This is a genomic window from Sorangium sp. So ce362, from assembly GCF_051519845.1.
Lineage (GTDB): Bacteria > Myxococcota_A > Polyangia > Polyangiales > Polyangiaceae > Sorangium.
Window position 1 is genome coordinate 9,079,195 of sequence record NZ_CP150332.1, and the last position, 23,929, is coordinate 9,103,123.

Here is a 23,929-nt window from a genome sequence, read left to right on the forward strand (position 1 = left end):
GGCTCAGTAGGCCGAGGGATAGCCGCGGAAGGGCGCGGCGACGGCCACGTCCGGCGCGCTCGAGATGCGCTCCCGCGAGCGATGACCGCCCCTGGCGGCGCGCGGCGCGGGAGAGGGCGCCGCCGCCCACGCGGCCGCGCCGAGCTGCTCCACCTCCACCGCAGACGGCGCGCCTCCCGTGTAGACGAACTGCCCGCGCGGGCTCGGCTCGATCGGGACCGACGCGCGCCGGATCACGCCCTTCACGAAGCAGCGGTAGTGGAGCACCGACCCGTGCAGGTGCGGGGGCGCGTTCAGCCAGAAGCCGTCGCCCTGCGGCCGGAACGTCACGCCGGGCGGCGCGCCGGCCATGGGCTTGCGGCGGGACGCGCGGTGCACGAGCACGCCGACGAGGCCGACGACGGCGCTCGCCAGGACGAGGCCTCCGCCGACGAACGCCACCGTCGCCGCGGTCGACAAGGAGCTCGAGCGCGGCGCCGCCGGCCCGGTCGGCGACGCGACGGCCGCGGGGGCGCTCGCCTCCAGCGCGGCGACCACGCGGAAGCCGTTGTCCGCGTTGCGGCTGCCGGGGTCGTTGCGGTACCGCGCCGCGGCGCGCAGGTGCTTCGCGTCCTTGAGCCACGACCCGCCGCGCAGCACGCGCCGGGGCTTGTCGCCGCCCGGCGCCGAGGTCTGCTCGGGGTCGACCGCCGGGCCGGGGGCATAGGGACCGTACAAGTCGCGACACCACTCGTAGACATTGCCGCTCATGTCGTGCAGGCCGAAGGCGTTCGGCTGCTTCTGCCCGACTGGCTTCGTGCCGCTCCCGGCGTTGCCCTTGAACCACCCGAGGGCGGCGGCGGCCCCGTCGTCGTTCCCCGCATAGAACCGCGTCTGGGTCCCCGCGCGGTGGGCGTGCTCCCACTGCGCCTCGGTCGGCAGATCGAAGACGCGGCCGGTTCGCTGCGTCAGCCAGCGGGAGAACTCGCCCGCGTCCTTGAAGGTCACCAGCGTCACCGGGTGCTGGTCGGTCTGCGGGAAGCCGGGCGCCCTCCAGGTGAACTCCTTGCGCTGCGAGAGGCCCTTGCCATCGAAGCCGAACCCGCCGGAGGCGCCGACCTCGGCCTCGGTGCGGTAGCCGGTCTGCTCGACGAAGCGCTTGAACTGCCCGACCGTGACCGGAAACTTCCCCAGGTAGAAGGCGCGGCTCAGGGTCACCTCGCGGATCGCCTCGTCGTCGCCGCGGCCCGCCTCCGCCGGCGGCGAGCCCTGGCGAAAGCGGCCGGCCTTCACGAGCACCAGGTCGAGCTGCGCCCCCCCGAGGTCGATCGCGAGGGCGGGCGCCGGGTCCGCCGCCTGCGCGGCTGCCGGGGCGAGGAGCGCGACGGCCGCCGCAAGGACGAAGACAGGAGGGAGGTCGCGGGAGCTGGGGTGGAGCTGCACCGGCTCAGGCTACCAGACAGCGCGCGCGAGCTGTGCGAGCTCGACGCAACCGCAGCGGCCCAGGGGCCCGAAAGATGCGCTCGCCGCGGTCGCCCTCGCCCCACGCCCTCCCCCTCCCCACCGGAGAGAGGGGCGCGCCGGCCGCGCGGCGGGCAACGCAGGCTGCGCTCTTGCCCCCTTGCCGGACGCGCGTCATGCCTCCGTGTCGCACTCTCCATTCGACCGAGCGCGCTGGCCCAGGCCCGCTCGCGAACCAGCGAGCGACGCAGCCAACATCCCGTCCCTATCGATTGACCTCTTCGCCCGACGCCGACGACATCACGTTAGTCCAGATATCTTTGCAATTCTTAACTCGACACATCGAGCGCGCCCTGGCCACGATGCGTGGCTCGTCTTCCCGCGCGAGGACGTCGTATTCTTGCTACGCGATGGGGACATCGGGAAGCTCGACGCGGCGCTGAGCGTAAGGATCGACGCCATGAGCGATACCGTCGAGGAGCGTCGGAAGAGACCGCTGGACAACGATGTTCTGACGCCGCGGACCCAGGCCGAGGTGCAGAGCGACCTGCTGAGCAAGGATGCCCTGGTCGTCGCGTTCGATCTGCTGCGAGGCGACGATGCAGGCATTGCTTTCGGCGGCGACACCCACTATTGCATCGGGGCGACGCTGGCTCGCCTCGAGGGGCGGATCGCCATCGACTCGCTCCTCAGCCACTTCCCCGAGATGGAGCTCGCGGGGCCGGCGGTGTTCGCTCCGCACCTCTCGATCCGGAAGATGTCCTCGTCACCCGTCTGCCTCCGGCCCGCCAGAGGATGAGGGCGGCTGCGGCCAGTCCGGCGCGGGACAGCCGGCGACGACCGATTTCCCTGGGCGAGCGCGACGCCGCCGCGGGGGGAACAATGCGCGCGCACGATCACGGGCGCGCGCACGACGTGAGACCAACACACAGCAGGGATCAACGCATGCGCACAACTACCTCGCTTATCGCTCTCCTCGGCGCCGTTGCGCTCTTCGGATGTTCTTCCTCGGACACAGGCACCGGGAACGAGACACCGGAGGACCAGCTGCTGGAGCCGCCGGCCGAAGGCGCCGGCGTGCAGTATCGGATGACCTCCACGATCCAGCCGGGGGAGGAGGTCGAGCGCTGCCAGCTCTTCGTGGCGCCGCCGGAGGGGCTCAATGTCAACCGGGAAGTCGTGCGGTACTCGGGCGGGAGCCACCACGTCCTCCTCTACACGACGCCGTATACAAAGATCCCGACCGAGACGATCAACGGTGTTGCCCTCGATGCGACCCAGGTCCACGACTGCAGCAACGGCCCCCAGGCCGAGTGGGACGTCAACGGCGTGGTCGCGGGCTCGCAGTCCCCCGACCGCAACTCCTTCCTCGGCGAGCTCCCGGAGGGCGTGGCGGTCAAGGTCGCCCCGGGCACGGTGCTCCTGATGAACACCCATTACCTGAACGCCTCGAGCGCGCCCCTCGAGACCGACGCGCGCATCAACCTCTACACGATCGCGGACGACGAGGTGGAGATCGAGGCGGGCATGCTCTTCCACTACAACCCGTTCATCAGCGTGCCGGCGCGCGACGAGTCCTCGGCGCGGATGCGCTGCACCACCGAGAAGGACATCTCGGTCGTGAGGATCCAGTCGCACATGCACCGCCGCGGCGTCGGCTACGTCGCCCAGAAGGTCGACCTCGACGGCAAGATGACCGAGCTGTACGCCCACGAAAAATGGGAGGGGGTCCCGTCGCAGGAGTTCACGCCGTTCCTCGAGGTCAAGGCGGGAGAGGCCCTGGACTACCGCTGCGATTTCAGGAACAGCGAGGATCGCGACATCGCGCAGGGCCTGACCACGAAGGACGAGATGTGCATGCTGATCGGGCCGTACTTCCCGCGCTCCCGGGCGTACGAGAATTGCGCGAGCGAGGAGGGGGGCTTCCGCGCCTCGACGTGGTTCGGCTCCGGGACGTCCACGTGCACCGAGGCGCTCTCGTGCCTGAACACGCCCGACCAGGACGAGGCCGCGTTCTACGGCTGCGTGGTGAACAGCTGCGAGAGCGTCGGGCCCCAGCTCTCGAAGGTGATCACCTGCCAGATCAGCGGGGGTTACGGCGCGTGCAACGAGGACTGCAGCCAGGACCCCGAGGCGTGCAACACGTGCATCACCACGGCGTGCGCCGCGGAGATGGAGGCCTGCGAGGCCGCCACGTGCGACTGACCTGACCAGGAGCGGCGCGGCGGGGCGGCTCCCGCCCGCCGCTCACGCCTCCCCCCACCGATCGCATCAGAACTTCCCCTGGATCTCGATGCGCCCGAGGCCCACTCCGGCGCTCCAGACCACGCCGCGCTGCGCTCGCGGCGAGGCGCCCGCGGCGTCGGGCGCGGCGTCGCCGCCGGGCCGGACCACGAGCAGCACGACGCCCGCCGCGGCCGACGCGGCGCCCACGATGAAGCTCACGGTGGACACACGGCCCAGCGTGGTCGCCGCGTCGGCATCGCCCTTCAGCTCGGGCGGGCAGCGCCGGCCGTCGCAGCGCTCCTCGATGTCGGACACCTTGGAGAGCGACACGAGGCCCGTCGCGGCCCCGACGCCGATGCCCACCGCCCCGAGCCCGAACGCGAGCCCAGCCGGCAGCAGCGAGCCGCCGCCCTCCGCGCCGCCCGGGGCGGGCGCGTCGCGGGGCGGGAGCTGAGGCGCGGCGGGCGCCTCCAGCGTCGCGCGCACCGCCGCGAGCTCGGTCTCGGCGTCCTTCCGCGCGTCGAGGAACGCCGGCGGCGGGTCCTCCGGGAGCGGCTCGGCGAGGACCTGCTCGTACAGCTCGCGCGCGGCCCCCAGCTGGCCGAGCTTGCGCTGGCACCGCGCCATGTAGAGCACGAGCGTCGGCGCATGATAGAGCCCGTCCGCCTCCTTGAAGATCTCGAACGCCTCCTGCCAGCGGTCCGCGCCGTAGAGCTTGAGCCCCTCGTGCGCCCTGGTCCGGGCGAGCTGCTGCGCCTCGGCCGAGGCGCCGTCCGGCGGCTTCGCCGCGAGCGCCGGCGCCGCGGCCAGCAACGTCACCGCGAACGCGCACCGGCGAAGACAGTTCGAGAGCATCATCATCCTTTCCATCAGAATCAGAATCCATCCGAAGCAGAAGAGAGCGCCGCGCCTTTTGTCTGCTGCACGGCCTTGCGCGCCCCCACAAGCAAGCTCGCCAGGGCGGTCGACACATTAAGGGGGATCGTGCGCCACCGTCCAGCGGCGTCACGGACGGTCCGGGGCGCGATCTCCTCCGATCCTGGACATTTCGGTCGCTCGGCCCAACGCGGTCACCGCGGCGTCGCCGCGCCGTGACACCGTGGCCAGGACCGGCGCGCAGATCGCGCCCGACGGCGCAGCGGCCCCCGCCGAGATCGCCTCGCCGCGGAAACCGATCGGATACATTGAGCGTGTTACGCCTCATGGATGACCGGTCTCATCAAACGCTCGGAGGAAGTGTCGACGAGAGCGCGATGGAAACTCGATAACGTGCTGACGGACGAGCGGTCGCTCGTGGAGCTGCTCCGGGTGGTCACCGTCGACGTGCACGAGGCGGCGAGCGTCGAGGAGGCGCTGCATCGCACCATCGCGCACATCTGCGACCATCTGAGCTGGCCGGTTGGACACGCGTACGTGCCGGCGGCGGACGATCCCGCGCTGCTCCTCCCCACGGCGCTCTGGTACCTGCACGACGAGGTGAAGTACGCGACCTTCAAGGCGGTCACGGAGGCGACGCAGTTCACCGCGGGGGTCGGGCTGCCCGGGCGGGTGCTCGCCAGCAAGCAGCCGGTCTGGGTGCGCAACGTCACGGAGGACGCGAACTTTCCGCGGGCCAGGCTCGCGAAGAACCTCGGGGTCAAGGCGGGGTTCGCGTTCCCCGTGGTGGTCGGCGCCGAGGTGGTGGCGGTGCTGGAGTTCTTCTCCGACGCCGAGCACGCGGACGACGGGAAGTTCACCGTGACCATCGGCCGCATCGCGCGGCAGCTCGGCCGCCTGTTCGAGCGCAAGCACGCGCAGGAGATGCTGGGCCGCGAGCGGGACTTCATGGCGGGCGTCATGGACCTCGTCGACGGCCTCATCGTGGTGCTCGACGCGCGCGGGCGCATCGTGCGCATGAACAGCGCCGCCGAGCGGGCGCTGGGCAGCGCGCGCGGGTCCCGCGAGCCCCGGTACCTGCGGGATCTCACGCCCGATCCGGCGGCGTCGGCGCAGCTCGAGGGCCTCTTCGAGGAGCTCGGCACGGGCGCGTCGCGGAAGCAGGTGGAGGTCCCCTGGACGACGACGGACGGCGCTCGCCGGGTGACGGCCTGGTCGGGCGCCGTCCTGAGCGGCAAGGACGAGGGGTTCCGGTTCGTCATCATGACCGGCATCGACCTGACGGAGCGCAAGCGCGCCGAGGAGGAGCGCGCGCGGCTGCGGGAGGAGGTGATCCAGGCCCAGGACGCGGCGCTGGCGAAGCTCTCCATGCCGCTCATCCCCATCCGCGACGACGTGCTGGTCCTGCCGCTCATCGGCCCGCTCGAGGCCGGGCGCCTGCGTCGCGTGACCGAGGCGCTGTCGCGCGGCATCGCGAAGCGCCGCACGCGGATCGCCATCCTCGACCTGACCGGCGTGGACGAGCTCGAAGCAACGGCGACCGAGGCGCTGCTCGAGGTGGTGCGGGTCGTGGGCCTGCTCGGCGCGCGGGCGGTCCTCACGGGGATCCGCCCCGAGGTCGCCCACCGCCTCGCCGGGAGCGGCGTGGACCTCGGTCGCCTCGACGTGAAGAGCTCTTTGCAGAGCGGGATCGCCTTCGCCATGAGGGGCCGCTGAGCCCCGGCGTCGGGCGCGCCGAACCCCGCCGGGCGCCGCGACCCGGGACCGATGTCGCTCGTTCTCAACACGAACCGCATCATCACTGCATGGGACACGGGCGAACATGGCCCCCGCTGTGCCCCTGTTTCGTGTTGCAATGCAATGATCCCGAGAAAGGCCCGGTGCAACGATATGCGATCGATGTCTTCGATGCTGGAGCGGCTCGTACGGGCCCGGCTGCCTTTGCTTGTCGCGGCGCTGGCCGCGGCCGCATGCGCGGCCGGGTCGCCGCTGGACGGGGAAATAGGCCCGGAGGCGGCCATCCTGGGCGAGCACGCCGACGCGCTCTCGACGCGCGTCCGGCTCATGGCCGCAAACCTCACGAGCGGCAATCACCAGAGCTACGATCCGGGGCACGGCAGGCGCATCATGCAGGGGGTCCAACCCGATATCGCCCTGCTGCAAGAATTCAACTACGGCGGCAATACAACGTCCGACATTCGCTCCTTCGTGGACGTCACGTTCGGCGCCGGGTTCAGCTACTACCGCGAGGGAGGGGCGCAGATCCCGAACGGGATCGTGAGCCGGTGGCCGATCGTCGCGTCCGGCGAGTGGGACGACACGTCGGTCAGCAACCGGGACTTCGCCTGGGCGCGCATCGATGTTCCCGGCCCGACCGACCTCTGGGCCATCAGCGTCCACTTCCTGACGTCGGGCTCGGGGGCGCGCAACACGGAGGCGGAGCACCTCGTCTCGTTCATCAATACGCACGTCGATGAGGACGATTACCTGGTGATCGGCGGCGACTTCAACACCGGGAGCCGGACCGAGGCGTGCATCGGGACCCTCTCGGAGGTCGTCGTCACGTCCGCGCCCTATCCAGTCGACGGCAACGGGAACGGGAACACCAACGCCGGCAGGACCAAGCCCTACGACTGGGTGCTCGTCGACGGCGCTCTGGAGCCGCTCGAGACCGCCGTTGTCATCGGCGGGAGCAGCTTCGCGAACGGCCTCGTGGTGGACACGCGCGTCCATTCTCCGCTCTCGGCGATCAGCCCCGCGCTCTCGGCGGACAGCGGCGCATCGAACATGCAGCACATGGGCGTCGTGCGCGACTTCCTGATCCCCGCCGGCGGCGCCGGCGGCGGAGGCGGCGCCGGCGGCGGAGGCGGCGCCGGCACGGCCGTCGTGATCATCAACGAGGTCCTCGCGAACGAGCCGGGGAGCAACGTGGCCGGCGAGTTCGTGGAGATCGTCAATGTCGGCTCGGGGGCAGCGTCCCTCGCCGGCTGGACGATCTCCGACAGCACCTCGACGCGGCACACCTTCCCCGCCGGAGCGTCGCTCGCGCCCTCCACGGCCGTCGTGGTGTACGGCAACGCCTCGGCGGTGCCCGGCACCGTGAGCGGCGCCGTCGGCGCGTCCACGGGCTCACTGAGCCTCAGCAACAGCGGCGGCGACACGGTCACGCTGCGGAACGCCTCGGGCGCGACCGTAAGCAGCGTGACGTACGCTTCCACGCTCGCGAGCCAGGACGGCGTCTCGATGAACCGCAGCACCGATCTCGACGGGGGCGCGTCGTTCGTGCTCCATTCCACCCTCGGCGGGAGCTCTTCACCGGGCAAACGCGTGAACGGCGCGGCGTTCTAGCCGGCGTGGCGCTCGGGCGAGAACGGGGTGAACTCACCGCTTCTCGGCGGACTGAGCTTTCTGTATCCTCCTTCCTCCACCGAAGCGCAAGGGAGACCCGTCATGTCGCAACATTGGAAAATTGCGGCCGCACTGTTCACCTTTGCGCTGCTGGATGCCGGCTGCGCGGATGCCGAGCAGGACGCCTCCTCCGGCGCGGCGAGCGGCGGATCCACCTCGGTGAGCTCTGCGTCCAGCTCGACCGGCGGAGCCTCGTCGAGCGAAGCCAGCAGCTCGTCGACAGGCCAGCCGACAAGCAATCCGGTCGAGGTCGATTGCCGCACCCCCGGGGACGGGAAGTCCACCCTGGCCTTCGTCAACAAGTGCGACAAGCCGCTCCAGTTCCTGGGGAGCCTCATCGATGGCGGGGAGCTCGACCCGGGGCAGTTCGCGTGCCGCGACGTGGGCACAAGCGAGGAGCCGCTGTCGTCGCTACGCTACTGGGCGTATGCCGGGTCGGACCCCGGCGGGGGCCGACACACGCTGGCCGAGATGACCCTCAACACCGATTTCAACGACTTCGACTGGTACAACATCAGCCACGTGGACGCGCACAACCTCCCCATGGCGATCGTGCCCGTCGACCTGCCGGATTGCCGGACGCTGTCATGCCCGGAGAGCCTGCTCGCGCGGTGCCCGGAGGTGGGTCACCACAAGGACGCGAGCGGCGCGACGATCTCCTGCGTGAGCCCCGACCGGGATGATCCCACGAACCCCGTGGCCGCGTACTTCGAAGAGCAATGCAAGGACGCGTATTCCTGGTCCGGGGACGACCAGGAGTCGATGGCCGCCTGCGCCGGGGAAGACTACGACATCGTGTTTTGCCCTTGACCTGCTCCCTCACATCCCCGCTCGCCGCGCCGCCGCTCCGGGAGGCGCCAGAGCAACTCGGCCACGCCGAGCAGGACGTAGGCGCTGATCAGCCAGACAACGACGAACGCCGGCGCCCAGCGGGCCGAGATGATCGCGCTCGAGCCGACAACGAGCGCGACCGACAGCGCGGTGCGGGCGTCGAGGCGGAGATCCTTGAACGAGCGGAACCGGAGGGTCGACACCATCAGGAGCGAGAGGAGCAGCGTCGTCGCGAGGACGGCCGGCGCGGCGCCGGCGCCCCCGAGCCGCCCGTCCGCAACGCCATGCTCCATGACGATCGCGACAAGGATCCCGGCCGCGCCGGTGACGGGGAGGCCGACGATGTACCGCGGCGGCGTCGACGATCGGCCCGCCTCCCGGATGGAGATGACGTTGAAGCGAGCGAGCCGGATCGCGCCGCACGCCGCGAAAACGAACCCGCCGAGCACGCCGGCGAGGCCGAGACGGTGCAGCGCCCACTGGTACACGAGGACGGCCGGGGCCACGCCGAACGAGACGAGATCGGCCAGCGAGTCGAGCTCCCGCCCGAACGCGCTCTCGGTCCTGGTCATCCGCGCGACGCGGCCGTCGAGCGCGTCGAGGAGCATCGCGAACAGGATGAGGAGCGCGGCGCGCTGGAAGTCGTCGTCGGACCGCGCGGACGCCGAGAGCCGTACCGCGTCGAAGCCGCAGAAGATGGATGACAGCGTGATCAGGTTGGGGAGGAGAAACAGCGTCTTCCTGGGGGTGCTCAGCGGCCGCGTCGTCTCGCCGCGCGGTCGCTCGAGACCCGCGCCTTGGCCCGATCGTGAGCTCGCGGGGCACAAGCGCTCGACGCCGGCGCCCCGTCCTCCTGGATTGAAATCTGACATGATGGCGATGTCGGCGGGGCACCAGCGCCGCGCGGATCTCGACCCGCGGCGCGACGAGCCCGCTCGCCCGGCCTCGTAGTACACGAGGCCACGCGCCTTCAAGCCGGGAGGCGCGCAGCCGCGCAGGCGGGAGCGCGCGCAGCCGCGCAGGCGGGAGCGCGCGCAGCCGCGCAGGCGCCCCCTGGCGGATCCTCGGGTCGCTAGCCCTGCAGATCGGTGCTGAGGAACACCTCGTGGATATCGATCTTGCTCGGCCCCGCGAACATCTCCTTCGGCGCGCGGTTCCGGTGCGCCTCCGCGAACGCGGGGCTCCTCGTCCAGGCGATGAAGTCGTCCATGGACTGCCACCAGGTCTTGACCTCGTAGAACCCCTGCGCGTCCGGGTCCGGGCTCCACGCGCCGGTCGCGTGGTCCAGCTTCATCGGCTTCGGCCGGTGCACCTCGTTCCGGATGAAGCCGGGCGCGCGGTCGACCAGATGGACCCGGTTCTTGAAGCGGTCCTCGAAATCGGCCTCATGGCCCTCGGCGACGGGGATGCGGTTGGTGACGACGATCATGGCTCCTCCTTGCTGGTACCCGGGGGCCCGCGCCGGCGCGGGCGGCGGCGAGCTTAGCAGCGCTCCCCCCTTTGCGGGGTCCCCGCCTCGCACGTTGCCCCCGCTCGCTGCAAATTATCTTGGAAATTCTCAGAGCTCATCGCAACGCAGTCTGCGGCATGCAACCGGCCACGTCCGGAGTGGCAACTCCGCCGAAATTGGATTGACAGATCGGCCTTTCGGAGCCCTCATCTCGGGAGGTCCCGTCATGAACGACTCCGAGACGGCTCGCGACGTCCCGACAGGAGAGGGGCTCGACCGCTCCGAGGTCGAGGGCGTCGTGCGCCGGAACATCCAGGCGCTCTTGCAGGTACGGAAGGAGCTCGAGCGGAACAAGGGCTTCCAGGAGACCCTCGCCGACGCGATCACCGGGTTCACGGGGAGCATGACGTTCGTCTTCCTCCACGCCGTCCTCTTCGGGGGCTGGCTCGTGGTGAACACGGGCGTCATCCCGGGCGTCAAGCCGTTCGATCCGTTCCCGTTCGTGATGCTGGCGATGATCGCGTCGGTCGAGGCGATCTTCCTCTCGACGTTCGTGCTCATCAGCCAGAACCGCATGCAGGCGCTCGCCGACAAACGCGCCGATCTCGATCTCCAGATCAACCTCCTGGCAGAGCACGAGGTCACCCGTCTCATCGAGCTCGTCGACGGCATCTCCAGGCACCTCGAGGTGCCCCGGGACAGCGACCCGCACCTCGAGGAGCTCAAGAAGGATGTCCACCCCGAGGTGGTGCTGGAGGAGATCGAGCGCGCGCAGCGGGACGTGAAGGAGTAGTCAATACGGGCTCTCCCTAGAAAGCGCCGGTCGCGCCTGACATCGCCGCGAGGTGAGGTGACGAGACCTCCACCGCCCGCAGCCCCCGCGCACCTCGCTTGTCTGGTACAGATTGGGTACCGATACCCCTGAAGACTGTCCGTGAAATCCCCGAAGGCCTTGTCGGGATTCGGACGCTCGCCAGCGTGATTGCAAGCTCGTACTGCGCGGGATCTTTTTGCATCTCTCACAAACCACTCTTGCAAGCACGTGAGTTAAGTGTTAATCGGATGGCGTCCGGGGCGTCGATTATACGATGTCCGCACTGGACATAATTGGACACGGGCGCAGCGAGCCGTCCGGGCGCGGTGCCGCTGTGAGGGCACCTCGTTATCCAGCCTAGCCTAGCCTCTTTCACTCAGGTTCGTGGCGTTTTGCCACGCATTGACCATCGACCCAGAGGAATATGGCCAGTCACGTCCTCATCACCGGTGGAGCGGGGTTCATCGGCTCGCACGTCGCCGACGAGCTCCTGCGTCAAGGGTATCGCGTCCGGGCGCTCGACAGCCTCAACCCCCAGGTGCACGGCCCCGAGCGCCGGCGCCCGGCGTACCTGAACCCGGAAGTCGAGCTCATCGTGGGCGACGTCCGCGACCGGAGCGCGGTGAAGTCGGCGCTGCGCGGCGTGGACGTCGTGTACCACTTCGCGGCCAGGGTCGGGGTCGGACAGAGCATGTACAAGATCGAGGAGTACACCTCGGTCAACAACGTCGGCACCGCCATGCTCCTGGAAGAGATCGCCGAGAGGCCGGTCGCCCGGCTCATCGTCGCTTCCAGCATGAGCGTGTACGGCGAGGGGCTCTACCGGACCGCCTCGGGCGCGGTCATCCCCGGCACGAGCCGCCCGCTCGATCAGCTGAAGCGCGGCGACTGGGAGGTCCGGAGCGAGGCGGGGGAGGCGCTCGTGCCCGTCCCGACCCCCGAGTCCAAGGCGCCGGCGCTCGAGTCCGTCTATGCGCTCTCCAAGTACGACCAGGAGCGGCTCTGCCTCACGATCGGGCGCGCCTACGGCATCCCGACCGTCGCCCTCCGCTTCTTCAACGTCTACGGCCGCCGCCAGGCCCTCTCCAACCCGTACACCGGCGTCCTCGCCATCTTCGCCTCCCGGCTCCTCAACGATCGTCCGCCCCTCATCTTCGAGGACGGGCTGCAGCGGCGCGATTTCGTGAGCGTCGCCGACATCTCGCGCGCCTGCGTCCGGGTCCTCGGCGCCGACGCCGCGGTGGGCCAGGTGCTCAACATCGGCAGCGGGCGATCGACAACCGTGCGCGAGGTCGCCGAGCACGTCGGCAAGGTGATGGGGAAGGACGGGATCGACCCCGAGATCACCGGAAAATCGCGCCTGGGCGACGTCCGGCACTGCTTCGCGGACATCAGCGCGGCGCAGCGCAAGATCGGGTATGAGCCCCAGGTCACCCTCGAGGACGGGCTGCGCGATCTCGCCGGCTGGCTCGAGGGGCAGGTGGCGAAGGACGCTGTCGCCCAGGCCCGCGCCGAGCTGGAGTCCCGGGGGCTCACGGTATGAGCGCCGTGGGTCGCGATTCCAGCGGTGCGGCCAGGGAGCCGGCGCGCCCGGCGCTGATCACCGGCGGCGCCGGCTTCATCGGGTCGAACGTGGCCCACCGCCTGCTCCTGGCGGGAGAGTCGGTGATCCTCTTCGACAACCTCTCGCGCCCCTCCGTGGCGCGCAACGTGGACTGGCTGAAGCGGGTCCACGGCGACCGCGTCACGCTGATCACCGGCGACGTGCGCGACGCCGGCGCGGTCGCCGATGCGGTCCGGCGCGCCTCCAGCGTCTTCCATCTCGCCGCCCAGGTCGCCGTGACCACCAGCCTGGTCCAGCCGGTGGAGGACTTCGAGATCAACGCCCGGGGGACGCTCAACGTCCTCGAGGCGATCCGCGCAGAGAGCGCCCCGCCGCCGCTCCTCTTCACGTCCACCAACAAGGTGTACGGCGGCCTCCCCGACGTCCCGCTCCGGTGCAGGGATCGGCACCATGAGCCCGAGGACCCGGAGCTCCGCGCCTCCGGGATCTCGGAGGCCCGCCCGCTCGACTTCCACAGCCCGTACGGGTGCTCGAAGGGCGCGGCGGACCAGTACGTGATCGATTATGCCCGCACCTTCGGGCTCCCCGCGGCGGTGTTCCGGATGAGCTGCATCTACGGACCTCGCCAGTTCGGGACCGAGGACCAGGGGTGGGTCGCTCATTTCCTCCTCCAGGCGCTCCGGCGCGAGCCGATCACCCTCTACGGCGACGGGATGCAGGTCCGGGACGTGCTGTTCATCGACGATCTCGTCGACGCCTTCCTCCTCGCCCGCAAGCACATCCGGCAGATCTCGGCGTCGGCGTTCAACATCGGCGGGGGCCCGGAGAACACCCTCGGCCTGCTCGAGCTGCTCGATCTCATCGAGGAGCTCGACGGCAAGCGCCCCGCGACCGGCTTCGAGGCGTGGCGGCCCGGGGATCAGCGCTATTACGTCTCGGATTGCCGCCGGTTCAACGCCGTGACGGGGTGGTGGCCGCGCGTCCAGTCGCGCGAGGGCGTGCGCAAGCTGTACGGCTGGCTGCGGGAGATGCACGGCGCCGGCAAGGCCGCCGCCGGCCAGGCGACCGAGGAGCTCCGCATGGAGGGCGCCGGGTGAGATTCGCGCTCGTCAACCCGCCCTGGAGCTTCGAGGGGAGCATCTACTTCGGCTGCCGCGAGCCCCACCTGCCCCTCGAGTACGGCTACGCCAGGGCGCTGCTCGCGGCCGCGGGGCACGAGGCGACGATCGTCGACGCCCAGGCCCGGAATCTGTCGCAGGACGCCGTCCGCGACGAGGTGGCCGCGCTCCGCCCCGACGCCATCGTGGTGACCACCGCGCCGAGCTACCTCTTCTGGCGCTGCGCCCCGCCCGAACTGCGCGTCCCCCAGCAGACGCTCCACGCGCTGCGCGACCTGCCGGGCCTCCGGTTCGCCGTGGGCCCCCACGCCTCCACCACCCCCCGCGCCACCCTGCGCAAGCTCGCTGTCGACGCGGTGGTGATGGGCGAGTGCGAGGAGGTGCTCGTGCAGCTCGCCGATCTTCCCCCCCGCGCGCGGTGGGGCGAGATCGCCTCGATCGCGTACGTGGAAGGCGAGGAGGCGCGCGTCCAGGGCGGGCCGCACGCGTCCGACATGGGCCGGCTCCCGGCCCTCCGCTGGGACGCGGCGACGATCGCGCGCCACGCCCACCACCACCACCGCTTCGACAGCACGCCGGTCGGGCCGGGCGCCGAGGTCGAGGCGTCCCGAGGGTGCCCGTACCACTGCACCTTCTGCGCGAAGGACAGCTTCCGCGATCGCTACCGCAAGCGCCCTCTCCCGGCGCTCCTCGACGAGCTCGATGGGCTCATCGCGCAGGGCGTCCGTTACGTCTATTTCATCGACGAGATCTTCCTCCCCGACCGCCCGCTGCTCGAGGCGCTCGTGGATCGCCCGGTGTCGTTCGGCGTCCAGATGCGCATCGACAACTGGAACCGAGAGTCGCTCGATCTGCTCGGGAAAGCGGGGTGCGTCTCGATCGAGGCGGGGGTGGAGAGCATCACGAAGGAGGGGAGGAGCCTCCTTGCGAAGCACTGCAAGCTCTCGACCGAGCAGCTCAGCGACCTCCTGATCCACGCCAAGAAGAGCGTCCCCTTCGTCCAGGCGAACCTGATCCAGTCGCGGACCGACGACCCCGCGGACGTCACCGCCTTCCGGGAGCGGCTCCGGCAGCACGGGGTGTGGGCGAACGAGCCGGTGCCGATGTTCCCCTACCCGGGCTCGCCCGATTACACGATGCGCTGGGGCAGCCCCGACGATCAGGCGTGGGAGCGCTCGGTCACGCACTACCTCGATCAGTTCGACCACTTCAGCGACCTCCAGGAGAGCCGTCCTCTCCCGCTCTCGGAGCTGGAGCTCGCCGCGCCCGGCCATGGTTGACGCCCTGCGCGCCCCCGGCTCCGTCCTGATGACCGCCGACACGCTCGGCGGCGTCTTCTCCTACGCGATCGAGCTCGCGCGCGCGCTCGCGGAGCGCGGGGTCCGGACGTCGCTCGCCACGATGGGCGGGCCGCTCTCGGCGCCCCAGCGCGAGGCCGCCGGCCGCGTGCCCGGGCTCTCCGTCGTCGAGAGCTCCTTCCGGCTCGAGTGGATGGACGATCCCTGGGACGACGTCGCGCGCGCCGGGGACTGGCTCCTCGAGGTCGAGGAGCGCGCCCGCCCGGACGTGATCCACCTGAACGGCTACGCGCACGGCGCCCTCGGCTTCCGCGCCCCGAAGCTCGTGGTGGCCCACTCGTGCGTCCTCTCCTGGTGGGCCGCCGTCCTCGGCGGGGAGGCGCCGCCGCAGTACGATCGCTACCGCCGCGAGGTGGCCCGCGGGCTCGCCGCCGCGTCGGCGGTCGTGGCGCCGACCCAGGCGATGCTCGACGCCCTCGTGCGCCATCACGGCGCGCTCGCGTCCTTCCGGGGCGCCCGGACGGTGGTGATCCCCAACGCCGTCGCTCCCGACCGGTTCGCCCCGCGCCCGAAGGAAGGGCTCCTCCTCGCGATCGGGCGGCTCTGGGACCAGGCCAAGAACATCGCGGCCCTCGGCGAGGTGGCCCCTCACCTGCCCTGGCCCATCCAGGTGGCCGGGAGCGACGTCCACCCCGGCGGGGGCGCGCGGCCCATCCCGTCGCTGCATCCCCTCGGCGTGCTCTCGCCGTCCGGCGTCGCCGCCGCGCTCGCCCGCGCGTCGATCTACGCGCATCCGGCCCGCTACGAGCCCTTCGGCCTGTCGGTCCTGGAGGCGGCGCTCTCCGGCTGCGCCCTGGTCCTGGGCGACATCCCCAGCCTGCGCGAGGTCTGGCGGGACGCGGCCCTCTACGTGGATCCCGGCGACACGGCGGCCCTCCGGAGCGCGCTCCAGGCGCTCATCGACGATCCCGGCAGGCGCCAGGAGATGGCGTCGCGCGCCCGCGCCCGCGCCTTCGACTTCTCGCCGCGGCGGATGGCCCGGAGCTACCTGCACCTCTACGGCGAGCTCCTCCGGGACAGCTCCAGGAACGAGCGCTCGCCGGCGCGCGAGACGCGCGAGACGTCGAACACCGCCGCGGCGGCCGCCGCGGGAGACGAGTGAGCCATGCGCATCGCCCTGTTCTGCCACTCGCTGCTGTCCGACTGGAATCATGGGAACGCGCACTTCCTCCGGGGCGTGGTCACCGAGCTCGCCGAGCGCGGGCACGAGATCGTCGTCTTCGAGCCGCGGGGCGCGTGGAGCCTCCAGAACCTCGTCGCCGATCACGGCGAGGCCCCGCTGCGCGAGGTGCGGGAGGTCTATCCGCACGTCGACCCGATCCGCTACGACCTCGCCTCGCTCGACCTGGACGAGGCGCTCGAGGGCGCCGCGCTGGTGATCGTCCACGAGTGGAGCGAGCCCGAGCTGGTCGCCCGCATCGGCGCCCACCGGACGGGCGCGTCGTACCGGCTGCTCTTCCACGACACGCACCACCGGTCGGTCACCGACCCCGGGGCCATGACCCGCTACGACCTCACCCACTACGACGGCGTCCTCGCCTTCGGCCGGGTGATCCGCGACATCTATCTCGAGCGCCGCTGGGCCCGCCGGGCGTTCATCTGGCACGAGGCCGCCGACACCCGGGTCTTCCGCCCGCGCCGCGAGCTCCAGCCCGAGCGCGACCTCGTGTGGATCGGCAACTGGGGCGACGAGGAGCGCACCCGCGAGCTCGACGAGTTCCTGATCGGCCCGGCGCGCGCTCTCGGCCTCTCCGCCCGCGTGCACGGGGTGCGCTACCCCGAGCACGCCCGCGCCGCGCTCGAGGCGGCCGGGATCGAGCACCGCGGCTGGCTCCCCAACCACCGCGCGCCCGACGCCTTCGCGCGGGCGAGGGTGACCGTCCACGTGCCGAGGCGGCCCTACGTCGCGTCGCTCCCGGGCATCCCGACCATCCGGCCGTTCGAGGCCATGGCCTGCGCCATCCCGCTCGTCTGCTCCCCGTGGAGCGACGCGGAAGCGCTGTTCTCGCCCGGCCTCGACTACCTCGTCGCGCGGGACGGCGCGGAGATGAAGAAGCACCTCGCGGCCCTCCTCGCCGAGCCCGCCATGGCCGCCGAGCTGGCGGAGCGGGGGCGCAAAACGGTCCTCGCCCGCCACACCTGCGCCCACCGCGTCGACGAGCTCCTCTGCATCTCGGCCGACCTCGGTATCGAGGTCGATCTCACCGTGCCCGCCATCACAACCCAGCGAGCCACGTCATGAATCGACACAACCAACGCCCGACCTCGAGTCGACAGCTCGACATCGCCTTCTTCGGATCGAGCCTCGTCTCCGCCTACTGGAACGGAGCCGCCACCTACTACCGCGGCATCATCCGCGCCCTCGCCGCGCGAGGGCACCGGGTCACCTTCTACGAGCCGGACGCCTACGACCGACAGGAGCACCGCGACATCGAGGATCCGCCGTGGGCCCGCGTGGTTGTCTACTCCGGCGCGGACGCCGCCGAGCCCAGGCGGCTCATCGAGCAGGCGAGGAGCGCCGACGTGGTCGTCAAGGCCAGCGGCGTCGGCGTCTTCGACGAGCTCCTCGAGGCCGAGGTCGCCGCGCTCGAGCGGCCGGGGCTGACGACCGTCTTCTGGGACGTCGACGCCCCGGCCACGCTCGAGCGGGTCCGCGCGAGCCCGTCGGAGCCGTTCCGCGCCCAGATCCCGCGCTACAGCCTGGTCTTCACCTACGGCGGCGGCGACCCCGTGGTGCGCGGCTACGAGGCGCTCGGCGCCCGGCGCTGCGTGCCGATCCCCAACGCGCTCGACCCCGAGACGCACTTCGAAACTGCATCAAGTCCTCGATTTGATTGTGATTTTGCGCTCCTCGCCAACCGCCTCCCGGACCGGGAGCGGCGCGTGGAGGAGTTCTTCCTGCGGCCCGCGGCCGCGCTCCCCGAGCTCCGGTTCCTGCTCGGCGGCAGCGGCTGGCAGGACAAGGCGATGCCCCCGAACGTCCGGTACGTCGGGCACGTCTACACCGCCGATCACAACGCCTTCAACGCGAGCGCCCGCGCGGTGCTGAACGTGGCCCGCGACAGCATGGCGTCGGTGGGATTCTCCCCGGCGACCCGGGTCTTCGAGGCCGCGGGCGCGGCCGCGTGCCTCATCACCGACGCGTGGGAGGGGATCGAGCTCTTCCTCGAGCCCGAGCGCGAGGTGCTTGTCGCCAGGAGCGGCGACGAGGTCGCGGAGCTCCTCCGGGCGCTCACGCCCGCGCGGGCCCGCGCCATCGGCCAGGCGGCGAAGCGGCGCGTGCTGGCCGAGCACACCTACGCGGAGCGGGCGAAGCAGGTCGAAGCGCTGCTGGCCCGCCCCGACGACGCACCCCTCACCGCGGTCGCGCCGTGAGGCCCATCTCCTTCGTTTTCCTGGGCCTGTCGATCACCTCGTCGTGGGGCAACGGCCACGCGACGACCTACCGCGGGCTCCTCAAGCGGCTGGCGGAGCGCGGGCACCGCGCGCTGTTCCTCGAGCGGGATCTCTGGTTCTACGCGGAGAACCGCGATCTGCCGCGCCCGCCGTACGGCCGGACCGAGCTCTACCAGGGGCTCGACGACCTCCGCGCGCGCTTCGGGGACGCGGTGCGCGACGCGGACCTGGTGGTCGTCGGCTCCTACGTGCCCGACGGGGTCGAGGTCGGCGCCTGGGTGACGGAGGCGGCGCGCGGGAAGACCGCGTTCTACGACATCGACACGCCGGTGACGCTCAGGAAGCTCGAGCGGGGCGACACAGAGTACCTGTCTCCGGCGCTGATCCCGCGCTACGACCTGTACCTCTCGTTCACCGGCGGCCCCACGCTCGAAAGGCTCGAGCGCCGCTACGGGGCGAAGCGGGCGCGCCCGCTCTACTGCTCCGTGGATCCGGACGAGTATTTCCCGGAGCGCACCTCGCCCCGGTGGGATCTCGGTTATCTCGGCACCTACAGCCCCGATCGCCAGCCCACGCTGGATCGCCTCCTTGTCGAGCCGGCGCGCCGCTGGGCGCAGGGCCGCTTCGCTGTGGCGGGGCCGCAGTACCCGGCGGACATCGGCTGGCCGGCGAACGTCGACAGGGCGGATCACATCCCGCCGGGCGAGCACCGCGGCTTCTACGGCGCGCAGCGCTTCACGCTCAACGTCACGCGGCGGGACATGCTCGAGGCGGGGTACTCCCCCAGCGTGCGCCTCTTCGAGGCGGCGGCCTGCGGCGTGCCGGTGATCAGCGACGACTGGCCGGGGCTCGCCGAGCTCTTCGAGCCGGGCAAGGAGATCCTCGTGGCCCGCTCCCCGGAGGAGGCGCTCCGCCTGCTCCGCGAGCTCCCGGAGCGGGAGCGGATCGCGATCGGGCAGCGGGCGCGCGGGCGCGTGCTCGCCCGGCACACCGCGGCGCACCGCGCCGAAGCGCTGGAGAGATACGCCCGGGAGCTCCTCGAGGAGCAGGGAAAGGAGGTCAGTGAGACATGAGCGCTGCGCTGCGCATCCTGGTGACCGGGGGCGCCGGCTTCGTCGGCTCCCACCTTTGTGATCGGCTGATCCGCGACGGCCACGAGGTCGTCGCGCTCGACGATCTCTCGACCGGATCCCGGGTCAACGTCGCTCACCTCCTTCCCCATCGCCGCTTCCGGCTGGTGGAGCACGACGTCACCCGACCGTACGACGTCGAGGTCGACCGCATCTACAACCTCGCCTCGCCGGCGAGCCCACCCCATTACCAGCGCGATCCGGTGCGGACCACGCTGGTCAACGTGGTCGGCACGTTCCACGCGCTGAAGCTCGCCGAGGGCCGCGGGGCGCGGGTCTTCCAGGCGTCGACGAGCGAGGTCTACGGCGATCCCGAGGTCCACCCGCAGCCGGAGAGCTACAGGGGCTCGGTGAACCCGGTCGGGATCCGCTCGTGTTACGACGAGGGGAAGCGCTGCGCCGAGTCGCTGATGATGGACTTCCACCGTCGTCACGGCGTCGAGGTGCGGCTGGCGCGGATCTTCAACACCTACGGTCCGCGGATGGCGCTCGACGACGGGCGCGTGGTGTCGAACTTCATCGTCCAGGCGCTCCGGGGCGAGGATCTGACGGTCTACGGCGCCGGCGCCCAGACCCGGAGCTTCTGTTACGTGGACGATCTCGTCGAGGGGATCGTCCGGCTGATGGAGCACCCCACCGAGACGGGCCCTGTGAACCTCGGTAACCCCGAGGAGTTCACGGTGCTGGAGCTCGCCGAGGAGGTGATTCACCTGACCGGGAGCCGGAGCCGGATCGCGTTCCGCCCGCTGCCGCAGGACGATCCGCGGCAGCGGCAGCCGGTCATCGATCATGCGAAGCAGGTGCTCGGGTTCGAGCCGAAGGTGCCGCTGCGGGTGGGCCTGCGCCGGACGATCGAGGGTTTCCGGAGCGCGCTCGGGCTGGCCCGTCACGCGCCTGCGCTGGCGGGGTCGGAGAGCGACACGCCGCTGCCCCGGGCCGCCAACGGCTGAGCTGGATCGAGGCAGGCCGGGAGCGGCTGAGCTGAATCCTGTCGAATCACCCGGCCATCTCGCCGAGATCCGCTGTGTGGTCCTCTGTCTCGTCCTACTGGCGAGCGACGCGCTTCAGCGGGTACGGCGCGGCTTCTCTCTCGGTCATTGTGAAATATCCGGAGCCGTCCGCATCGTATTCGATGGACTCGCCTTGCCCCTCCACCGTGTCGGTGAGCGCGACGGGCGACGCCGCAAAGGCTGACTCGAAGCTCCCTCCGGCAGGCGCTCGGTACTCGTAGACGGCCCGGTAGGTGCGCAGCAGGAAGCGGTTGGCGCACGGATGGATGGTCCCGGCGGTGACCGACCGGGCGTTCTCGTCCGCGCCCAGGGGTATCTGGAGATCTGCCACGTGAATCAGCGTGGACATGGTGTTGGGCGCCGGAAGCGGCTTGGGGAACTTGTACGCCTTGCTGAGCCCTGTGGTGCCGACCTTCGTGACGACGTAGATGTCCCCCGTCGTCGGGTGCACCATGAGCGCCTCCGCGTTCTGCGGCGTGTCCGGATACTGGAAGGGGAACCTGTCGCCAGACACCGTGCCGCTCGTCTCACCCGCGGCGAGGTTCGGCTCCCGCATGCGGTACACGGCGAAGGTCGTCGGCTCGGGCGGCGGATGCCCGCTCTTCTTGCCGATGTCTGCCATGAAGATGCAGCTCCCCGCAGGGCACGGGCCGGTCGCGATGTCCTCCCAGTCCCAGGGGAGCACGCCGGCGACGTAGTTCCCGACGACCAGGGCGGCGTCGGTCTTGTTGATCGCCACGAAGTTCGCGTTGTTCTCGCTGTGCGCGTACAGGATGCCCGGGTTGACGCGGCTCGCGGCGAGCCCGGACACCTCGACGATGTCGGTCGAGGCCAGCTTCCCGAGCGTGGTGTAGGTGCTCGCGAACGTATCGCCCGCGGAGCAGCTCGGGGCGCCGGCCGGCCTCAGCGTGATGACCTGCGCGGTGTTCGTGTTGGGGAACGGAGAGGTGCCGCTCCACGCCGGCTGCGCGCCCGCAGCGCCGAGCTGCGCGTACGCCGCGTCGAACAGGAGACCCGTGGACGACGAGAGGAGGCACGTGTCAAAGGGCTCGGTGAAGCCCGAGGGCGGCTGGATCGGGCTCGCCGGGCAGGCCGAGCCCGCCCAGACCTGCGTGCCGAACCAGACCGCGACGCCGTTCGCCGCCGTCGTGGTGACCGCGGGCGCGGCCAGGGTCGCCGAGTTGCCGTTCTTCTGGCCGCTCACCGCGTCGATCGGGTTCGCGGGATCGGCGCCGCTGAAAGCCACGATGCTCCCCGCCACGTAGGCAGAGACGTCGAAGCCGAAGGAGTAGCTCGCGGGCTCCGCGCTTGTCGCCACCTTCCAGAGGACCCATGACTTGATGGCGGACGCGCTCTGATCCGAGCGGAGCAGCGTCCATCCCGCCGGCGGAGCGATCACCGCCTCCACGTGGTTCCGGTTGGCGACGCGCGCGATCAGGACATCGCCTTGCACGACGCCCGCCGGCCTCGCGACGGCCAACGAGGTCACGTTCTTCGCCGTCGCTGTCGAGCTGGAGCGGAAGGTTACAGTCGAGAGGGGTTGAACGGCCTCGCCCACCTCACCGACGATGTCGCCCTCGAGGTCCGTGCCCTGGGGATCGGGGGAGGCGCAACCGGCCCATCCAAGCAGCGAGATCGCGCCAACGACGCAGGCTCTGGCGCCGAGATTCGTCAAGTTCAACGTCGGTTTCCTTTCGGTTATTGTTAAGCAGCTCTTCAGTCAAGCGGCTCGATAAGGGAGAGGAGACTAAACCACAAAAGACACATGGCGCAACCCGGGTGACGCCGACTGCGGACCATCCGGGGGTGGGTGAGCTCATGAGAGCGTCATTTACCCTGGATCTGCACGGTCACACTGGCACCTACACGACCCACATAGGAATCGACGCCGGGGAGGAGCGGAGATCCAAGTACCAGAAAGCCCGTGGCGAGCGTGTGCGCGGTGGACGGCCGCCCGCGCTGGTGCTCGGCGGCCCAGCACTCGCGGACGGCGCGGCGGGATTCACGAAGATCTCCACGGGGACGTCGCCGAACCAGCGCTGCAAACGGCGCGTAAATAAAAGAAGCCGGATCGCTGCGCGAGGAAGTGTGACGCGGCGAACCGAAGTGGCGGGACCGCGAGCGTCGTGACGCCGCTCCCCTTCTCGTAGGTCCCCACGAGCTTGACGTGCGCGAGGCCCGGAGACGATCCGGATGGATCTCATCGACTACAACTTTGCTGAACATTTGCATTCTAACCAAACGCTGCCCGCTCGGTCGTACGATTCCCAGCGATAAGCGTGATCGAAGCGCCCTCCGCTGGGAATGGGCGTCTGGTGATGTCGTTCCGGCCAACCTTCTCCGAACCTCTCCCCCCAACGGCCCTCCTGCCCCTGCTCGTCGCGTGCGGCCCCAGCGATGGCGGCATCACAGTCGATGAGGATGACACCACCAGCACCGGCAGCCCGACCGGCGGCTCTTCGTCGGCTGGCACCACGTCGTCCGTGGCCGGCGCCGGCGGCGGTAGCACCCGTGGCGTGACCTCGGGAACGGGCGGTCCCTCGACGAGCGGTGCGGGCGTCGGCGGCTCGGACCCGACGGGCGGCGGGGGCACCACGCTGGTCGGGGTGGAGACCCCCGGCGCGGACTGTGCCGTGCCCAACATGCCCGCCTTCAGCGAGGCGGCGGGTGTGCCGGCAGCGGGAAATCTCGGAGATGATCCAGCACGACGAGACCGGCCCGAAGCAGACCAAGGAGGCCACCGTGACGGACAGCTGCGTCGCTGCGCCAGCTCCCAGACCACCGGCTCCGAGGCTCTTCCCTCCGGACCCGGCTGGACCGGAGGCGTCGTCCGGGAAGAAATTCTCCTCATCGAGCGACGTCCGCCCACCGCAGGCGACTGCAGAGAACACAGCGAGGAAGCGAGAGTTCGTGCTCGCGCGGAGCGCATAGCCAGATCCGGGACTTGCTCCCTCAGGCCTCGGGCGCGCCGCTCTCATAGCTCAGTTCACGGGTCCTCGGCTTGACGGCGAATGAATCGCACCGCGCCCTGAGACTTCTCGTTCACGTGCCATTGGCATAGTCACACCGCAAATTCGCACACATCACGAAAACAGCGTCACAAACGCGAAAAAACGCACAGATTTCACTATCGTCTGCTATAAACACCGCGGTTATCCCGCGTGTCACGTAGTACGTGTCATGCACCGCGTGTCGCATTCCGGCACTGCACTCGAAACATGGAGGCCTTCATGCCTGTCCGTTCTCGTGCCTCGCGCAAATTAGCCGCTCTCGCGATTCCCGTCCTCGCCCTCTTGAACTTCCCTGGC

General features: G+C 70.4%; 19 protein-coding genes. 14 read left to right on the forward strand and 5 right to left on the reverse strand.

The features are described 5' to 3' along the window. Positions 1–3 precede the first annotated feature (3 nt). Positions 4–1,422, reverse strand: a complete 1,419-nt coding sequence (locus tag WMF17_RS34905) for a formylglycine-generating enzyme family protein (RefSeq protein ID WP_437645327.1) — start codon at positions 1,420–1,422, stop codon at positions 4–6. Positions 1,423–1,900: 478 nt separating this feature from the next. Between WMF17_RS34905 and WMF17_RS34910 the strand changes: the two genes are divergently transcribed. Next, positions 1,901–2,239 (forward strand): hypothetical protein, encoded by a 339-nt coding sequence (locus WMF17_RS34910; RefSeq protein WP_437645329.1) that lies wholly within the window; start codon positions 1,901–1,903, stop codon positions 2,237–2,239. A 146-nt stretch (positions 2,240–2,385) separates the two neighbouring features. After that, entirely contained in the window at positions 2,386–3,645 is a 1,260-nt protein-coding gene (locus WMF17_RS34915) for a hypothetical protein (protein WP_437645331.1), read from the forward strand. A 66-nt stretch (positions 3,646–3,711) separates the two neighbouring features. On the opposite strand, the gene WMF17_RS34920 is transcribed toward WMF17_RS34915, so the two are convergent. After that, complete coding sequence (locus WMF17_RS34920) at positions 3,712–4,536, reverse strand: tetratricopeptide repeat protein (protein ID WP_437645333.1); 825 nt, start codon at positions 4,534–4,536, stop codon at positions 3,712–3,714. Between the two features lie 399 nt (positions 4,537–4,935). Between WMF17_RS34920 and WMF17_RS34925 the strand changes: the two genes are divergently transcribed. From WMF17_RS34925 to WMF17_RS34935, 3 genes are all read left to right on the forward strand, one after another. Next, complete coding sequence (locus WMF17_RS34925; protein WP_437645334.1) at positions 4,936–6,258, forward strand: STAS domain-containing protein; 1,323 nt, start codon at positions 4,936–4,938, stop codon at positions 6,256–6,258. 174 nt (positions 6,259–6,432) lie between these two features. Continuing rightward, a complete protein-coding gene (locus WMF17_RS34930) occupies positions 6,433–7,890 on the forward strand; it encodes a lamin tail domain-containing protein (RefSeq protein WP_437645336.1) in 1,458 nt (485 codons plus the stop codon). A gap of 102 nt (positions 7,891–7,992) precedes the next feature. Beyond that, positions 7,993–8,760: a thaumatin family protein gene (locus WMF17_RS34935; protein ID WP_437597661.1), complete on the forward strand. Its 768-nt coding sequence runs from the start codon at positions 7,993–7,995 to the stop codon at positions 8,758–8,760. Here WMF17_RS34935 and pssA read toward each other — a convergent pair. Next, positions 8,736–9,653, reverse strand: a complete 918-nt coding sequence (gene pssA, locus WMF17_RS34940) for a CDP-diacylglycerol--serine O-phosphatidyltransferase (protein ID WP_437597662.1) — start codon at positions 9,651–9,653, stop codon at positions 8,736–8,738. The genes WMF17_RS34935 and pssA overlap by 25 nt on opposite strands. A 200-nt stretch (positions 9,654–9,853) precedes the next feature. After that, complete coding sequence (locus WMF17_RS34945; protein WP_437480252.1) at positions 9,854–10,210, reverse strand: antibiotic biosynthesis monooxygenase family protein; 357 nt, start codon at positions 10,208–10,210, stop codon at positions 9,854–9,856. Positions 10,211–10,457: 247 nt separating this feature from the next. Between WMF17_RS34945 and WMF17_RS34950 the strand changes: the two genes are divergently transcribed. From WMF17_RS34950 to WMF17_RS34990, 9 genes are all read left to right on the forward strand, one after another. After that, positions 10,458–11,024, forward strand: a complete 567-nt coding sequence (locus tag WMF17_RS34950) for a DUF1003 domain-containing protein (RefSeq protein ID WP_437645338.1) — start codon at positions 10,458–10,460, stop codon at positions 11,022–11,024. 445 nt (positions 11,025–11,469) lie between these two features. Next, complete coding sequence (locus tag WMF17_RS34955; RefSeq protein WP_437597664.1) at positions 11,470–12,588, forward strand: NAD-dependent epimerase/dehydratase family protein; 1,119 nt, start codon at positions 11,470–11,472, stop codon at positions 12,586–12,588. Next, complete coding sequence (locus tag WMF17_RS34960; protein WP_437645339.1) at positions 12,585–13,706, forward strand: SDR family NAD(P)-dependent oxidoreductase; 1,122 nt, start codon at positions 12,585–12,587, stop codon at positions 13,704–13,706. The genes WMF17_RS34955 and WMF17_RS34960 overlap by 4 nt, the downstream gene beginning before the upstream one ends. Next, positions 13,703–15,007, forward strand: a complete 1,305-nt coding sequence (locus WMF17_RS34965) for a TIGR04295 family B12-binding domain-containing radical SAM protein (protein ID WP_437645340.1) — start codon at positions 13,703–13,705, stop codon at positions 15,005–15,007. Before WMF17_RS34960 ends, WMF17_RS34965 begins: the two co-directional genes overlap by 4 nt. Continuing rightward, complete coding sequence (locus tag WMF17_RS34970) at positions 15,000–16,187, forward strand: glycosyltransferase family 4 protein (protein ID WP_437597668.1); 1,188 nt, start codon at positions 15,000–15,002, stop codon at positions 16,185–16,187. The genes WMF17_RS34965 and WMF17_RS34970 overlap by 8 nt, the downstream gene beginning before the upstream one ends. Before the next feature lie 3 nt (positions 16,188–16,190). Beyond that, positions 16,191–17,327 carry a CgeB family protein gene (locus WMF17_RS34975; RefSeq protein ID WP_437645342.1) on the forward strand — a complete coding sequence of 379 codons (1,137 nt, stop codon included), beginning with the start codon at positions 16,191–16,193 and terminating at the stop codon, positions 17,325–17,327. Beyond that, entirely contained in the window at positions 17,324–18,460 is a 1,137-nt protein-coding gene (locus WMF17_RS34980) for a CgeB family protein (RefSeq protein WP_437597670.1), read from the forward strand. The genes WMF17_RS34975 and WMF17_RS34980 overlap by 4 nt, the downstream gene beginning before the upstream one ends. Beyond that, positions 18,457–19,554 carry a CgeB family protein gene (locus WMF17_RS34985; protein ID WP_437597671.1) on the forward strand — a complete coding sequence of 366 codons (1,098 nt, stop codon included), beginning with the start codon at positions 18,457–18,459 and terminating at the stop codon, positions 19,552–19,554. Before WMF17_RS34980 ends, WMF17_RS34985 begins: the two co-directional genes overlap by 4 nt. Continuing rightward, a complete protein-coding gene (locus WMF17_RS34990) occupies positions 19,551–20,561 on the forward strand; it encodes a UDP-glucuronic acid decarboxylase family protein (RefSeq protein WP_437645344.1) in 1,011 nt (336 codons plus the stop codon). Before WMF17_RS34985 ends, WMF17_RS34990 begins: the two co-directional genes overlap by 4 nt. Positions 20,562–20,655: 94 nt before the next feature. On the opposite strand, the gene WMF17_RS34995 is transcribed toward WMF17_RS34990, so the two are convergent. Next, positions 20,656–22,302, reverse strand: a complete 1,647-nt coding sequence (locus tag WMF17_RS34995; RefSeq protein ID WP_437597673.1) for a cell wall anchor protein — start codon at positions 22,300–22,302, stop codon at positions 20,656–20,658. Positions 22,303–23,929 lie beyond the last annotated feature (1,627 nt).